The sequence below is a fragment of the Roseovarius sp. A-2 genome (assembly GCF_002072155.1).
Lineage (GTDB): Bacteria > Pseudomonadota > Alphaproteobacteria > Rhodobacterales > Rhodobacteraceae > Roseovarius.
Genome location: NZ_BDIY01000001.1, coordinates 1 through 14491 on the forward strand (window position 1 = coordinate 1; position 14491 = coordinate 14491).

The 14491-nt window shown below is 61.6% G+C and carries 14 protein-coding genes and 1 tRNA gene; 10 read left to right on the plus strand and 5 right to left on the minus strand.

Going from position 1 to position 14491, the window contains the following annotated elements; translation table 11 throughout:
• Positions 1–562 precede the first annotated feature (562 nt).
• From BHD06_RS00005 to BHD06_RS00020, 4 genes are read right to left on the minus strand one after another with little or no spacing between them, the layout of a single operon-like run.
• On the minus strand, positions 563–1285 hold the full coding sequence (locus BHD06_RS00005) for an amino acid ABC transporter ATP-binding protein (protein ID WP_176214268.1): 723 nt from the start codon (positions 1283–1285) through the stop codon (positions 563–565).
• Between the two features lie 33 nt (positions 1286–1318).
• The gene (locus BHD06_RS00010; protein ID WP_080454945.1) at positions 1319–2155 is read right to left on the minus strand and encodes an amino acid ABC transporter permease; all 837 of its coding nucleotides are present in this window, start codon (positions 2153–2155) and stop codon (positions 1319–1321) included.
• Positions 2155–3012 (minus strand): amino acid ABC transporter permease, encoded by an 858-nt coding sequence (locus BHD06_RS00015; protein ID WP_254892257.1) that lies wholly within the window; start codon positions 3010–3012, stop codon positions 2155–2157. The genes BHD06_RS00010 and BHD06_RS00015 overlap by 1 nt, the downstream gene beginning before the upstream one ends.
• Positions 2958–3764, minus strand: a complete 807-nt coding sequence (locus BHD06_RS00020; protein WP_139784599.1) for a transporter substrate-binding domain-containing protein — start codon at positions 3762–3764, stop codon at positions 2958–2960. The genes BHD06_RS00015 and BHD06_RS00020 overlap by 55 nt, the downstream gene beginning before the upstream one ends.
• A 212-nt stretch (positions 3765–3976) precedes the next feature.
• Between BHD06_RS00020 and BHD06_RS00025 the strand changes: the two genes are divergently transcribed.
• On the plus strand, positions 3977–5365 hold the full coding sequence (locus BHD06_RS00025; RefSeq protein ID WP_139784600.1) for a recombinase family protein: 1389 nt from the start codon (positions 3977–3979) through the stop codon (positions 5363–5365).
• 351 nt (positions 5366–5716) lie between these two features.
• Here BHD06_RS00025 and BHD06_RS00030 read toward each other — a convergent pair.
• A tRNA-Ser gene (locus BHD06_RS00030) sits at positions 5717–5806 on the minus strand.
• Positions 5807–6007: 201 nt separating this feature from the next.
• Here BHD06_RS00030 and BHD06_RS00035 point away from each other — a divergent pair.
• From BHD06_RS00035 to BHD06_RS00075, 9 genes are all read left to right on the plus strand, one after another.
• The gene (locus tag BHD06_RS00035) at positions 6008–6925 is read left to right on the plus strand and encodes an SPOR domain-containing protein (RefSeq protein WP_080454948.1); all 918 of its coding nucleotides are present in this window, start codon (positions 6008–6010) and stop codon (positions 6923–6925) included.
• A gap of 15 nt (positions 6926–6940) precedes the next feature.
• A complete protein-coding gene (locus tag BHD06_RS00040) occupies positions 6941–8104 on the plus strand; it encodes a D-alanyl-D-alanine carboxypeptidase family protein (protein WP_176214236.1) in 1164 nt (387 codons plus the stop codon).
• The gene (tmk, locus tag BHD06_RS00045; RefSeq protein WP_080454949.1) at positions 8101–8727 is read left to right on the plus strand and encodes a dTMP kinase; all 627 of its coding nucleotides are present in this window, start codon (positions 8101–8103) and stop codon (positions 8725–8727) included. The genes BHD06_RS00040 and tmk overlap by 4 nt, the downstream gene beginning before the upstream one ends.
• Positions 8724–9845 (plus strand): DNA polymerase III subunit delta', encoded by a 1122-nt coding sequence (locus tag BHD06_RS00050; protein ID WP_080454950.1) that lies wholly within the window; start codon positions 8724–8726, stop codon positions 9843–9845. Before tmk ends, BHD06_RS00050 begins: the two co-directional genes overlap by 4 nt.
• 20 nt (positions 9846–9865) lie before the next feature.
• Positions 9866–10657, plus strand: coding sequence for a TatD family hydrolase (locus tag BHD06_RS00055; RefSeq protein WP_080454951.1), 792 nt, complete (start codon positions 9866–9868; stop codon positions 10655–10657).
• The gene (locus BHD06_RS00060) at positions 10657–11454 is read left to right on the plus strand and encodes an MBL fold metallo-hydrolase (protein ID WP_080454952.1); all 798 of its coding nucleotides are present in this window, start codon (positions 10657–10659) and stop codon (positions 11452–11454) included. The genes BHD06_RS00055 and BHD06_RS00060 overlap by 1 nt, the downstream gene beginning before the upstream one ends.
• Before the next feature lie 4 nt (positions 11455–11458).
• Entirely contained in the window at positions 11459–12388 is a 930-nt protein-coding gene (locus BHD06_RS00065; protein ID WP_080454953.1) for an AEC family transporter, read from the plus strand.
• Between the two features lie 121 nt (positions 12389–12509).
• The gene (locus BHD06_RS00070; protein ID WP_080454954.1) at positions 12510–13799 is read left to right on the plus strand and encodes a lipoprotein-releasing ABC transporter permease subunit; all 1290 of its coding nucleotides are present in this window, start codon (positions 12510–12512) and stop codon (positions 13797–13799) included.
• Positions 13792–14475, plus strand: a complete 684-nt coding sequence (locus BHD06_RS00075) for an ABC transporter ATP-binding protein (protein WP_080454955.1) — start codon at positions 13792–13794, stop codon at positions 14473–14475. The genes BHD06_RS00070 and BHD06_RS00075 overlap by 8 nt, the downstream gene beginning before the upstream one ends.
• The last annotated feature ends 16 nt before the right edge of the window (positions 14476–14491 follow it).

A 14491-nucleotide genomic window follows, 5' to 3' on the forward strand; every position in this document is an offset into this window, starting at 1 on the left:
GCTCCAACCCAAGAACTTCTCCACGCATCAAAGACCCCGCATAAGACACGTCGCTAACGACGTAGTTAAACACGTATCTTAGATCATTGCCCAAGCGTCAGGCAGGCGGTGCCAATGGCGCGGTTACCTTTTTGCTGCTCAGGATGTTCCTTTCGCGCGCCCTGCGCGTGGGGTCTGCAAAGCTATAGATACGCAACGACTGCGTGCTTTCTTCAATCTCGAAAAGCAATAGTCTGGCATATTAAATCTGCTTGTGTGAGCTACCCGCCGAAATTCGGACACTGACGAAAGCTGCGATTTGTTGCCTGTCCGCCCAGGCCGGGGCGTCACGCCATGCAGGCTACTCCTGCGTTGGCCTTATCCTCCACCTACCGCCGTCAGACCAAGCACAAGCCAGACCTGCATGCCGCCGCGGTAGTATGAGATCCGCTCGGCAGAATACGCACCCACGAATGCCCCTTCTGGCGTGGATGCTGGTCACATCGTGCTCGACGCTTGTCGACTATTCGGCAACCCGTTGCACCTCCAACTCACGTTAAGCACCGTGGCTGTGGGACATGCATCAGAGGATCTGGCTGAGAAACTCCCTGGTGCGCGGGTCCTGTGCGTTCTTGAAGAAGGTCTCCGGCGGGCCGTGTTCGACGATGACGCCCCGGTCAGTGAAGTAAATATGGTCTGCTACCTCCCGGGCAAATGCCATTTCGTGGGTAACGAGGATACAAGTCATCCCCTCTTCGGCCAGATCCTTGATGGTCTGCAGGACCTCACCGACGGTCTCGGGGTCAAGTGCTGCGGTGACCTCATCGAATAGCATTACGTCAGGCTGCATTGCCAAGGATCGTGCGATGGCGACACGTTGCTGCTGCCCTCCGGAGAGTTCGCCGGGATACGCACCTTCCTTGCCCTCGAGACGCACCTTTTTCAACAAGGCCCGTGCCGTCGCTTCCGCCTTTGCCTTGTCTTGTTTCAGCACGCGCACTGGTGCCATCATGACATTCTGCAACGCGGTTTTGTGCGGAAACAGGTTGTATTGCTGAAACACCATGCCGACTTTCTTGCGCAACTCCAGCTTGTCCAGATTAGGGTCGTTCACCTCTTGCCCCTCGACGAGAATAGATCCCTGCTGAATATCGTTGAGCGCATTGACGCAGCGGATCAGTGTCGATTTACCGGACCCTGATGGGCCGATGATGCAGATCACATCACCTTTCATCACATCAAGCGATACGCCGTTCAAAACCTTGAGCGTGCCAAAGGACTTGTGGACGTCGTTCAGTGAGACCATCGGTTCGGCAGGGGTCCAACTCATTTTATTTCCTTAGTTGATTACTGCGAATTTGCGTTCCAGCCGAACGGTGAAACGTGCGATGGGATAACAGTAGGCGAAGAACAACAAGAGGACGAACCCATAGAACGGTGCCAGCAATTCAGGACGACCGCCTTCTGCGGCGAGCGCCTGTCCGGTCAGGGTCATGACCTCCGAGACGCCGACGATCGAGGCTAGAACCGTTGCCATCGTCAAAATGGAATAGAGATTCATCCAGGGCGGCAGCATGCGCTTGACGCATTGCGGCAGGATGATCAGCCACAGGGTTTGCCGCCGCGAATAGGCAAGGCTTTCAGCGGCCTCCCATTGTCCGCTGGGCAGAGATTTGACGGCCCCGCGCACGATCTCGGACACATTCGCCATCACTGGCAGCGACAGGCCGAGAATGGCTTTGAACCAATCGGGAAACGGGATTGACAGGCCCAGCAGGTTGATCTCGAACGGTAACAGGAACATCGCGAAAAACAGTAGGACTAGCCAAGGGGCGTTGCGAAAGAACTGGGTCAAGAACCATGACACGCCGCGTGTCACCCGTGAGAGCGATATCTGTCCGAGCCCCAGCAAGGCGCCGAGCGCGGTTCCAAGGGCCATGGCAAGAAAAGAGATTGCGAGATTGAAGATGAAGCCCTGCAACAGCAAGGGCACCCAGTCCAGCAGGACAGCAAACGGGGTCAGCAGCGGCACGCCCGCTTGCGCAAAGGCAAGGGAAGGTCCGAACACGGCAATACTTGCGATCACGACAAAGTGCCACGGTCGAAACCCCAGGAGCGGTTCCGGCTCGCGCGGTTTGAAAGGCTTCATCACTGGAAGGTCGGTCTTATAACTCATTATCCAAACCCCGGAATTCTCATCGCGCGCTCCCAACGGTTCATGCCGCCCACGAGGATGCCGACCAGGACAAAATACGCCAGGAGGAGGAAGATCATCATCTCGGTGACGTTCACGTTGTCGGACCATATTTGGTTGGCCTCGTAAAGCATCTCGGGCACTGCGATCGCGTAGGCGAGTGTGGTTGTCTTGACCAGGTTGACGAGGTTGTTGTTGAGGGCGGGCAAAACCACCCTGAACGCCAGAGGCAGAGTCACGTCGCGGTAGATCTGCAGTCTCGAAAACCCGAGAGCCTCTGCCGCTTCGACGGTGGATTTCGGCACCGCTTCGATCCCCGAGCGGAATATCTCGACATTAAAAGCCCCGGCGAAAAAAGACAGCGATATCGCCGCCCAGGCGAAACTGCCGAGAATTGGCGACTGGCCGCCCCAATCGTTCTCTACGGTTGGCAGCATCGTGCCGATGGCGAAATAAAAGAAATATAGCTGCACTAGCGGCGGGGTGTTGCGAAAGAGCTGGATATACCCGTTCACGATACGACGCGCCCACTTGAACGTTGACCCTTGCAGCCACGTCCCGACCACCCCGATGAGCACTGAAAAGAACAAACAGACCAGCGAAAGCCGGATCGTCGTGAAAAACCCGTCGATCATGCGATTGCGGTCATACGCATCGTAAAGAAATGGCAGGTTTATGCTGGTTTCGTCGTAGAGAACACGAAACCATTCGAATATGACGTCCATGTCGGAGGCGCTCCGGGGCAGAAGTGACTGGCGAAGCGGAATGCCTCGCCAGCTGTAGTTTACTTGAACTTCGCGTGCATCGCTTCGGCGAACGGCGTGTTGGCCACGCCCCATTCGGTCTCAAGTTCAAGAATACGACCGGATTTGTGCCATTCGGTGATCATGTCGCTCATCAGGGCTGCGAACTCGTCCTCGCCCAACTGGACGGCAAGACCCCAAGGTGCGTCGTCGATCGTCTTGAGCGGCATTTCATAGTCCGACCATTCAGGGTCATTCGTTTTTGCGACAATTGCGCTGTCATCATAGACAAACGCAGCGCAATTGCCGGCCTTGAGAGCCGAATACGCCTCGGCGGTGCCCGTGAAGGCGACGATCTCCGCCCCATAATTCTGCGACGTGGGCTTATTGTAGAACGCGCCCTGAATCCCGCAGACAGGCTTGCCCCGCAGGTCTTCCCACTCTTTAAGGCCGAGACTCTTGAGCGCGAGGATGTTCGTTCCGGAGGAGTAGTAATTGGGGTCCACGATCTGCACGACCTTGCGACGATCTTCTGTGTCCGTCATCGTCGCGATCATCAGGTCGATCTTGCCCTGCTCCAGAAACTGCATACGGTTCGAACTGACCACCGGCACATACTCCACCTCAACCCCCAGCTTGTCGGCAACATCCTGGGCAAGATCGGGCTCGATACCGATGATGTTGCCGGAGGAGTCGAGAAAGCCATAGGGCTTGTAATCGGCCTTCACGCCCACAACGAGCGTGCCGCGTTCCTTGATGCTGTCGAGCACATCAGCGGAGGCGGCTGTAAGGCCCATGGCCGATATAATAAGGGCTGACGCGAAGGTATTCATGGTCATATTACTCATTTCAATCTCCCTGAGTTTATTCGCCGTCGGACGGTTGCAGTTCCATCAGGTCGAAATTTAGACATTACTTCAACCCTGAATTCCATAAATTCTGACTCTAGACGTCAGTATTTTGCTTGTCTGACCGGTCGTGGAGCGTGTTGCGTCAAACCGCTTCGGCAAGGCGATACTTTGAAGAGATTGTAGCCGTCGCAGTCGCTTAAGAGATCGGATTGGCTCAAAGCCTGTTGTCAAATCAAAACAAGCCCTACTGCTTTTTGTCTGAACGTGAATTGCCGACACTCATTGGTGACTTGGGCCGGCTGACACTGAACATGCTGCTCAGTTTCGCGCAATTCGAGCGGGAAGTTACAGCCGAGCGCATTCGTGACAAGATCGCCGCCTCCAAGAAACGCGGTCTATGGATGGGTGGCGTGCCACCCCTCGGCTATGATGCACATCCCGATCCCAACACCCGAAGCCTCGTGGTCAACGAGACGGAGCGCGGTACGGTCGAGGCGCTTTATGCGCTCTACGAGGATCTTGGATGTCTGCGCGCGGTTGAGCGGGAAGCGGCAATCCGTGGGCTTCGGTCCAAGCGCCATGTTTTCTCCACCGGACGCGAGCAGGGCGGCGGCCCGCTCTCGCGTGGCCAAATCCATCATATACTTTGCAACCCGGTCTATGCCGGGCGCATCCGGCACAAGGACAAGGTATTCGATGGACAGCATGCCGCCATCATCGCCACCGACTTCTGGGACCGCGTGCAGGCCAAGTTGCAGGAAGCAAGTGGTCGCCCCAGGCGGGGTGGCTGCGCGATCCAAAAAGGCCGCCGGACTGACGTGGCGGTGTTGACGGGCAAGTTCCGGGACCCGACCGGTGACCGGCTGACACCGACACATACCAAGAGGGGCAGCCAGCGTATCCGCTACTATGTCTCGAATCGTCTTCTCTCGCGCCATGATCCCGCGGGGTGGCGTTTGCCTGCGGGGCGCTTCGAGGCGTCGGTGGCCGCTCGTGTTGCCGATCATCTCGATCTGATGGCCGAGCGCCATACTCTGGTCACTATCCCCGACATCGGCGCAGGCCCCAGGTTGGAGGACAACGCGCGGGCGTTGATCAATCGACTGAGGAACGGTGAGAATGACCTATTGTCGGTGATCATCCATAACGCACAAATTTCCACGGATCACCTTTCCATGACTTTTGACCGCGACGCGCTGGCGGATCTCCTGCAGGTCCCGCCCGGGGATATTTCCGACAACGTACTGAGTTGTACGGCGCCGTTTGAAACCCGCCGCCGTGGCGTTGAAACCAGGATCGTCATTGGCGATGTCAAACCTGCACCGGATTTGACCATGCTGCGCGCTTTGGCGAAGGCGCATGGATGGATGGCGGCGCTGAAGTCAGGTTCTTCCATCTCCGAGGTCGCCCGGAGCGAAAACGTCAGCGAAGCCTTCATTCGCACGCGGGCACAACTCGCATGCCTCTCGCCCAGACTGCAACGCGCGATTCTGGACGGCACGCAACCGCTAGATTTGACACTTGAAAAGCTGGTGCGCGGTCAGTTGCCGCTCGATTGGTCAGAGCAGGAACGCCGTCTGGGATTGACCGTTCGCTAGCTATTCCCTGCAAGAGCAATCGCGCTCCCTGTACTTCCCTGAAACTTCCCTGTTCAGTCTAGAAAATTCTCTGTTTCGATTGTAGGGAATTTGTTCATTAAGACATTGTTTTTATGAGGTTTAGCATAATTTGAAATCGTCGAATTAGGGGCAATTCGCTGTAAATTGCCTGTTAACAGGGAAGTCTCGCGAAAAGCGAACCGGCCCAAATGGGCTACTGAGACTCTGCGCCTGTGATCGGGAATTACTGCCGACGCGGTGCGTCTTTGTTGGGAATGGCCCACTGTAACCGGCGGAAAACGCGTGGGAAAAATAGTGAAAACCGCACGCTGAAATGGAGACTGAGGTGGGTGGCGGAGGAGGTGGGATTCGAACCCACGGTACGCTTTCACGCACGCCGGTTTTCAAGACCGGTGCAATCGACCACTCTGCCACTCCTCCGGCAGCGATCCATCTACAGCGCTGCGCTCGATTCTGAAAGACGTTGTTTCGTGTGGAAAATCGCCCATGCCGCGCCTGCGCACTTTTCACCTCGTGGGTGAGGCGCTAGAGTGTGCGCGGGATCATACCGGGTTAACGAGCGGCGCGACCGGAAAACCGGCGCAGGCCGGGTGGGCGTGAGCCAGAGGCAAGGGGCAGAATATGAGACATGAGATTGGGGGCAAACGAACACCGTGGTGCCGTTTGATTCTGGCGGGGCTTGGTTTGGCGTTCGTGGCGGGCTGTGACGAGAACGGGAATTTCATGCTCCAGCCCGGTGCTGCCGACAGTGCGCCACAGGTGCGGTCCGGCAATTCGGTCAAGCTGGTGGAACGCGATGTCGAGGCACCGGATGTCTTTCAGGTCACCGATATGGGCTTGTGGGACGGGCGCCCCTCGTTGGGTGGTGTCTGGGTTGCGCATCCCGATGTGAAAGAGCCCGAGCGGGTAATCATCCGCAACATGTCGAATTCGAATTTCGTGATCGGCGCGTTGTTCCGGCGTGAACGCGAGACTCCGGGCCCGGCCCTGCAAGTGTCTTCCGATGCTGCGGCCGCGCTCGACATGCTCGCCGGGGCACCTGCACAACTCAACGTGACTGCGCTGCGGCGCGAGGAGGCGTCCGTGCCGGTCGAACCCGAAGACCAGGGTGTCGAGCCACAGCAGGACACCGCAGGCGAGCCGTTGACCGAGCCACAGGAAATCGAGGAAAGCGCGCTCGATCCCGTGGCCGGCGCCGCCGCCGCCATCGAGGCCGCAGAGGCGGAAGCGGAAGCCGCGCCTGCCGAAGAGGCCGCGCCCGAACAGAAGCCTGAACCGCGCCCCGCGGCACCCCGCGCGTCGTCGCCGGACAAGCCGTTCATTCAGGTCGGGATTTTCAGCGTTGAGGGAAATGCCCAGAATACCGCCACCGCCATGCGGCAAGCTGGTATGGTGCCCACAGTTCTTGAGCAAACCTCTCAGGGCAAGGCATTCTGGCGGGTCATCGTTGGCCCGGCGACGAGCACGTCCGAACGCGGTGCCTTGTTGAAGAAGATACAGGAGATCGGCTTTGATGATGCCTATCCCGTCACCAACTGATCGCGGGAGCCCGATATGCGCCTGATCCGCCCTTTCGCCGCCGCTCTTCTCGGGGTGGTGCTGGCCTGGCCCGCTGCTGCCTTCGAGACGGCTGCGCGCGCGGCCTATGTGGTCGATGTCACGACCGGCACCGTGTTGCTCAACAAGAATGCCGACACGCCCCTGCCGCCCGCGTCGATGTCCAAGTTGATGACGCTTTACGTGGCCTTCGAGGCGATCCGCGCCGGGCGTCTATCTCTTGACGAACGTCTTCCGGTGTCGCAGCACGCGATGAGCTATGGCGGCTCTACCATGTTTCTTGACACGACCGACCGGGTGCGGGTCGAGGATCTGTTACGTGGCATCGTCGTGCTGTCAGGCAACGATGCCTGCGCGGTGATAGCCGAGGCGCTGAGCCCGGACGGCACCGAGGCCGGCTTCGCCCGTTTCATGACGCAGCGTGCACAAGCCTTGGGCATGACCAATTCGGTGTTCAAGAATTCAAACGGCTGGCCCGCCGAGGGCCATGTCATGAGCATGAGGGACCTCGCACTATTGGCGCGTCATATCATCGAGGATTTTCCGGAATTCTACGAGATGTTCGCCGAGCGCGAATACAGCTTTGACGGGCGCGCACCGAGCAATATCTACAACCGAAATCCGCTTCTGGGTCTGGGCATCGGTGCCGATGGACTCAAGACGGGGCATACGCAGGAGGCGGGTTACGGCCTTACGGGATCGGCCAAGCAGGGCGACCGGCGGGTGATCTTCGCGATTTCCGGCCTCGACAGCGCGGCCGCTCGCGCCCGCGAATCCGAGACGATCATAAACTGGGCGTTTCGCCAATTCGCCCGCAAATCCGTGGTGAAGGCCGACGAAGAGGTGGCGCGCGCGCCGGTCTGGATGGGCGAGGCACAGAGTGTCGGGCTGACGCCGGCCGAGGATGTCGAGACGCTGCTGCCGGTATTGGGTGGCGATCAAGTGGCGGCGCAGGTGGTCTTTATCGGGCCGGTGCGTGCGCCGGTGGCTGCGGGTGACCGTCTGGCCGAACTGGTGCTGACGCCCGAGGGGCTGCCCGAGACGCGGGTGCCGCTGGTGGCTGCAGAGTCGGTGCCGCAGGGCGGGTTCATGACGCGGCTGCGCACGGTGTCGGGCCTGTTGCTCAAGCGATTGCGGGAAGGTCCCGAGGGCGCGCTTTGAGCGGGCCGGGCCTGTTTATCAGTTTCGAGGGGATCGACGGGTCGGGTAAGTCTACGCAGGCGCGCCTGCTGGCTGAATATCTGCGCGGGCAAGGCCGCGATGTGGTGCTGACCCGTGAACCGGGCGGCAGTGCCGGAGCCGAGGAGATCCGCCGTCTGGTGCTGGAAGGCGACAAGGACCGCTGGTCGCCCGAGACCGAGCTTTTGCTGTTTACCGCCGCGCGGCGCGACCATCTGGAGCGGGTGATCGCGCCTGCGCTTGCCGCCGGGCAAGTGGTGATCTGTGATCGTTTCGCCGACAGCACGCGGATGTATCAGGGGCTTGGCCGCGCCGATCTGCGTGGGCTGGTCGATCAGCTGCACGCGTTGATGATCGGGCGCGAGCCGGATGTGACGGTGCTGATCGACATCGCCCCGGATCTGGGCCTTGGCCGTGCCTTGTCTCGGGGAAGTGGCGAGGCACGGTTCGAATCTTTTGGCGTGGACCTTCAGGTGCGGATGCGCGCCGGGTTTCTGGCCCTTGCCGAGGAATTCGCCTGGCGCTTCGTGGTGATCGACGGCGGGCGCGAGGTGGCGGCGGTCGCCGGTGACGTGGCCCGCGTGGTTGAGGCGCGGCTGCCATGAGTGACGCGTTTCTGCCAGAGCCCGATCGCGTCGAAGGCGCGCCGCATCCACGCGAGACGGCGCGGCTGATAGGGCAGGGGGCCGCAGAGACAGAATTTCTCGATGCGTTCAATAGCGGGCGGCTGCATCACGGCTGGTTGATCACCGGGCCGCGCGGGGTGGGCAAGGCGACCTTTGCCTGGCGGTTGGCGCGCTTTCTGCTGGCCAATCAGGAGGCGCAAAAGGACAGTCTTTTCGGTGCGCCGCCCCCGCCCGAAATACTCGATGTCGATCCCGAGCACCCGGTTTCAAGGCGCATCGCGGCGCTGTCGGAGCCGGGGCTGTTCCTGCTGCGGCGTGGCCCCAATGACAAGGGCGACCGGCTGGCGGCCGAGATCCGGGTGACCGAGGTGCGCAAGCTGGGCAATTTCTTCGCGCTGTCCTCGGCCGATGGCGGGCGGCGCGTGGTGATCGTCGATGCGGCGGATGAATTGAACATGCAGGCCGCCAATGCGATCCTCAAGATGCTGGAGGAACCGCCCGCGCGCACGGTTCTGTTGCTTGTCTCGCATCAGCCTTCGGGCCTTTTGCCGACGATCCGCTCGCGCTGTCGCACGCTGAGGCTCGCCCCCCTTGGTCCCGAGGATATGGCGGCGGCGCTCGATCAGGCGGGCATCACGCGCGAGGGCGACCCCGTGGCCCTTGCAGAATTGTCGGGCGGGTCGGTTGGTGCTGCGGTGCGGTTGCTCAATCTCGGCGGGCTAAAGACCTATGGGGAGCTTGTCGGCCTGATGGAAAGCCTGCCGCGTCTTGACCGGGCACGCGCGCTGAAGCTGGCCGAGGCGGCGGCGATGCGCGGGGCGGAAGAGCGGCGCGACCTGCTGTTTTCCTTGACCGATCTCTTCATGATCCGTCTCGCGCGCACGGGTGCAACGGGCCATCCGCCCGAGGCAGAGGCCGCGCCGGGCGAGGCGGCACTGCTCACGCGCCTCGCCCCGGATCCACATCGCGCGCGGGCCTGGGCTGATTGTGCGCAAGAGATCGGGGCGCGGGCGCGCCATGGCCGGGCGGTCAACCTTGACCCTGCCAGCCTAGTCCTAGATACGGTGTTCAGAATTCAGCAAACCGCGAAGGGCTGAGCGCCCGCCGAGGGAGAGGCATGAGCACCGATATCCGCATTACCGACAGCCATTGCCATCTCGATTTCCCCGATTTCGACGCCGAGCGTGACGATGTGGTCGCCCGCGCCGTGGAGGCGGGCGTGGCACGCATGGTGACGATCTGCACCAAGCTGCGGCAAGAACCACAGGTGCGCGCCATTGCCGAAAGCTATCCGCAGGTATTCTACGCCGCGGGAACGCATCCAATGTCCGCCGCCACCGAGCCGATGGTGACGGTGGAGGAGCTGGTGGCACTGGCCGACCATCCGAAATTCGTGGGCATCGGTGAGACGGGCCTCGATTATCACTACACCGCCGAGAGCGCCGAGGTGCAAAAGCAGAGCCTGCGCCTCCATATTGCGGCGGCGCGGGAAACCGGCCTGCCGCTGATCATCCACGCGCGTGCCGCGGATGAGGACATGGCGCGCATCCTGACCGAGGAATACCGGAGTGGCGCGTATTCTTGTGTCATGCATTGCTTTTCGTCCGGGCCTGATTTGGCCAAGGCGGCGCTCGATCTTGGGTTCTACCTCTCGATGTCGGGCATTACGGCCTTTCCCAAGAGCCACGAGCTGCGTGACATTTTCGCCGCCGCGCCAGTTGACCGCATCCTGGTCGAGACCGACGCGCCTTATCTCGCGCCGCCGCCCTATCGCGGCAAGCGCAACGAGCCTGCCTATACCACGCATACCGCGCAGAAAGGGGCGGAGGTGTTCGGCATGGAGTGGGCAGAGTTTGCTGCGCAGACCGAGGCCAATTTCGAGCGGCTGTTCACCAAGGCGGTGGTGTGATGGGCGAGCTGCGCTTTACCATCCTTGGCTGCGGCTCGTCTGGCGGGGTGCCGCGCCTTGGTGGACATTGGGGCGACTGCGACCCCGCGGAGCCGCGCAACACGCGGCGGCGCTGTTCGATGCTGATCGAGCGCGAGACGGAACATGGCGTGACGCGAGTGCTGATCGACACGTCACCGGATTTGCGCGCGCAATTGCTCGATGCGGGCATCGGCGCGCTCGATGCGGTGGTCTATACCCATGCCCATGCCGACCATGTGCACGGCATCGACGATCTGCGGATGATCGTGTTCAACATGCGGCAGCGCTTGCCGGTCTATGCCGATGGCGATACGCAGAACGCGCTTTATGCGCGCTTCGGCTATGCCTTTACCCAGCCCGAAGACAGCCCCTATCCGCCGATCCTCGACATGCACACGATTGACGGACCGTTCGAGATCGAGGGGGCAGGGGGCGCTATTCCTCTTATCCCGTTTCAGGTCGGGCACGGCGCGATCGACGCGCTTGGCTTTCGAGTGGGGGGGCTGGCCTATCTCCCCGACGTGGCCGAGATACCCGAAGATGTCTGGTCCGTGCTTGTCGGTCTCGATTGCTGGGTGCTCGATGCGTTGCGGCGCACGCCGCACCCCACCCATGCGCATCTCGATTTGGCGCTTCAATGGATCGCGCGGGCGGCCCCCCGCCGGGCGGTGCTGACCAATATGCATATCGACCTCGATTACCGCACCGTCGCCGATGAGACGCCCGCGCATATCACCCCAGCCTATGACGGGATGATCCTGCGCTACGCGGTGTGACGCGATGCAGGCGCTGATCGAGGTCATCCTGCCGGTCTTTCTGGTGATCGGGTTCGGCTATCTCGCGGTTTGGCGCGGCTGGTTCAGTAAGGCGGGTGTCGAGGGGCTGATGACCTTCACCCAGAAATTCGCCATTCCATGCCTGCTTTTTACCGCGATTTCCCGGCTCGATCTGGGGCAGAGTTTCGACCTGCGGCTCTTGTCGAGCTTTTATCTTGGTGCGCTCGCGGGCTTTGGTCTGGGGCTGTTTGGTGCGAGGCTGATCTTTGGCCGATCATGGGAAGACGCGGTTGCCATCGGCTTTTGCTGCCTGTTCTCCAACTCGTTGCTTCTGGGCCTTCCAATCATGGAGCACGCCTATGGGCCGGATGCGCTGGCGGCCAATTTCGCCATCATCGCGGTGCATTCGCCGTTCTGCTACGGGGTGGGCATCACGGTCATGGAGGTCGTCAAGGCGCGCGGCGTGGCCGGGCCGAGGGTGGTGCTCAAAGTGCTCAAGGCGATGTTCTCGAACACGCTGATCATGGGGGTTGCGGCGGGGTTCGTTGTCAACCTTACGGGGATGGCCCTGCCCGTTCCGGTGCAGGGCGGGCTCGACCTGATGGCGCGTGCGGCATTGCCGGCAGCGCTCTTCGGTCTGGGCGGTGTGTTGGTGCAATATCGGCCCGAGGGGGATCTGCGGGTGATCCTCTATGTGTGCCTGATCTCGCTGGTCGTGCATCCGGTGATCACGCTGGGGCTGGGCGTTGGGCTGGGCCTGCCTGACGAAGGCGTGCGCTCTGCGGTGGTGACTGCGGCGATGGCACCGGGGGTCAACGCCTATATCTTCGCCAATATCTACGGCCACGCCAAACGGGTGGCGGCGTCGAGCGTGCTGATTTCGACCGCGTTGACGGTAGTGACAGCGTGGCTCTGGTTGCAGGTGCTGCCGTGACGCGGGCAGGGTTGGATGTGGAGTGGTTCCGCGCGAACGCCACTGGCAACATGCATCGCGCGACCTTGACGCCCCCGACCCAAGACCGCACTGTCCGCGCGACGTGACCCAAGGAGCCGCCATGGCCAGATCGCCCGCCCCCTTTACCGCCTTCGAGTGGATGATCGCCTGGCGTTATCTGCGCGCCAAACGCGCCGAGGGTGGCGTGAGCGTGATGACCTGGATCAGCCTGATCGGCATTACGCTGGCGGTGTTCGCGCTGATTGCGACGCTCGCCGTGCGCTCCGGTTTTCGGGCGGAGTTCGTCGATACCATCCTTGGGGCCAACGCACATGTGACGATCTACAATACGGGCACAGTCGATGAACAGTCTGGCCGCATCGATCGCACCATCGAGGAATACGAGGCGATGGCAGACCGGGTGCGCGAGGTGCCGAATGTCACGCGCGTGGCCCCGCTGGTCAAGGGGCAGGTGATGGCCAGTGCGCGCGACCGCAACGCGGGCGTGCAGGTCTTTGGCATCAGGCCCGAGGATCTGCGCACCATCCCGCGCGTGGCCGATCCCGAAACCGCGCGCGGCGATATCGCGCGGTTCGGCGATGGCATCGCCGTCGGCTCGGGGGTGGCACAGGAACTGGGCGTGACGTTGGGCGAGCGGATCAAGCTGATCTCGCCCAACGGGGTCAAGACGCCGCTTGGCACAAGCCCGCGGATCAATGCCTATGAGGTGGTCTATATCTTCACCGCCGGACGCTATGACATCGACCGGGTACGGGTCTATCTGCCCTTTGCGGAGGCGCAATCCTTCTTCAACCGCGACGGGCGCGCGGATGAGCTGGAGGTCATGGTCGAGGCGCCCGAAAACGTCGACGACATGACCCTGCCGCTGTTACGTGCTGCGGGCGAGCGCGCGCAAGTCTGGACATGGCAGGATTCGAGCGGCTCGTTTCTGCGCGCACTTGAGGTGGAGGATAACGTGATGTTCGTGATCCTGTCGATCCTCGTGCTGATTGCGGCGATGAACATCACCTCCGGGCTGATCATGCTGGTCAAGAACAAGGGGCGCGATATCGGCATATTGCGCACCATGGGGCTGAGCGAAGGCTCGGTGCTGCGCATCTTCTTCATCTGCGGGGCGTTTACCGGGCTGATCGGCACGGCGGCGGGGGTGATCCTCGGGTGCCTGTTCGCGATCTATATCGACCCGATTTTCAGTTTCGTGAACGTGCTGATGGGGGGGCAGGTCTGGGATCCGTCAATACGCGGCATCTATCACCTGCCGGCGCAGTTGCAGGTGGGTGATGTGCTCTCGGCAGTTATGCTCTCGCTGGGGCTGTCCTTTGTGGTGACGATCTTTCCGGCGCGGCGGGCGGCGCGGATGAACCCGGTGGAGGCACTGCGCTATGAGTGACGCGATGCTGCGCCTGACGGGGATCGAGAAGACCTACAACAAGGGGCAGACCGGCGAGGTGCAGGTGCTGGCGGGGGCTGACCTGACGCTCGAACACGGCGAGATGGTGGCGCTTGTGGCCCCTTCCGGTGCGGGCAAATCGACGCTTTTGCATATCGCGGGGCTGCTGGACGTGGCCGATATGGGGCAGGTCCAGATCGGCGGTGAGGACATGACCGGGCTGAGCGACCGGCGGCGCACGGCGGTGCGGCGCCAGGAGGTGGGGTTCGTCTATCAGTTCCATCATCTGCTGCCCGAGTTCAGCGCGCTCGAGAATATCGTTCTGCCGCAACTGGCCAACGGGGTGGCGCGCAAAACCGCGCAGGCGCGAGCACAGGAGTTGCTGGAGCAGGTGGGCGTGCGCGCGCGCGCGGGGCATCGCCCCTCAGCAATGTCGGGGGGCGAGCAGCAGCGCGTGGCGTTCTGCCGGGCGCTTGCCAACAGCCCACGCGTTCTGCTGGCCGACGAGCCCACAGGCAATCTAGACCCCGGCACCTCGGATCAGGTGTTCGGGGCGCTGACCGGGCTGGTGCGAGGGACCGGCCTTTCGGCGCTGATCGCCACGCATAATCTTGATCTCGCGGCGCGGATGGACCGGATCGTCAAGCTTGATCAGGGGCGGATCGTGGCGGGCTGAGCGCGTGCGTTTTGTT

Excerpts from the sequence above, each read along its gene's own strand:
- BHD06_RS00005 (WP_176214268.1), bottom strand. The coding sequence starts at position 1,285 with ATGGTCTCACTGAACGACGTCCACAAGTCCTTTGGCACGCTCAAGGTT.
- BHD06_RS00010 (WP_080454945.1), bottom strand. The coding sequence starts at position 2,155 with ATGAGTTATAAGACCGACCTTCCAGTGATGAAGCCTTTCAAACCGCGC.
- BHD06_RS00015 (WP_254892257.1), bottom strand. The coding sequence starts at position 3,012 with ATGGGGCGTGGCCAACACGCCGTTCGCCGAAGCGATGCACGCGAAGTT.
- BHD06_RS00020 (WP_139784599.1), bottom strand. The coding sequence starts at position 3,764 with ATGAGTAATATGACCATGAATACCTTCGCGTCAGCCCTTATTATATCG.
- BHD06_RS00035 (WP_080454948.1), top strand. The coding sequence starts at position 6,008 with ATGAGACATGAGATTGGGGGCAAACGAACACCGTGGTGCCGTTTGATT.
- BHD06_RS00040 (WP_176214236.1), top strand. The coding sequence starts at position 6,941 with ATGCGCCTGATCCGCCCTTTCGCCGCCGCTCTTCTCGGGGTGGTGCTG.
- BHD06_RS00050 (WP_080454950.1), top strand. The coding sequence starts at position 8,724 with ATGAGTGACGCGTTTCTGCCAGAGCCCGATCGCGTCGAAGGCGCGCCG.
- BHD06_RS00055 (WP_080454951.1), top strand. The coding sequence starts at position 9,866 with ATGAGCACCGATATCCGCATTACCGACAGCCATTGCCATCTCGATTTC.
- BHD06_RS00060 (WP_080454952.1), top strand. The coding sequence starts at position 10,657 with ATGGGCGAGCTGCGCTTTACCATCCTTGGCTGCGGCTCGTCTGGCGGG.
- BHD06_RS00065 (WP_080454953.1), top strand. The coding sequence starts at position 11,459 with ATGCAGGCGCTGATCGAGGTCATCCTGCCGGTCTTTCTGGTGATCGGG.
- BHD06_RS00070 (WP_080454954.1), top strand. The coding sequence starts at position 12,510 with ATGGCCAGATCGCCCGCCCCCTTTACCGCCTTCGAGTGGATGATCGCC.
- BHD06_RS00075 (WP_080454955.1), top strand. The coding sequence starts at position 13,792 with ATGAGTGACGCGATGCTGCGCCTGACGGGGATCGAGAAGACCTACAAC.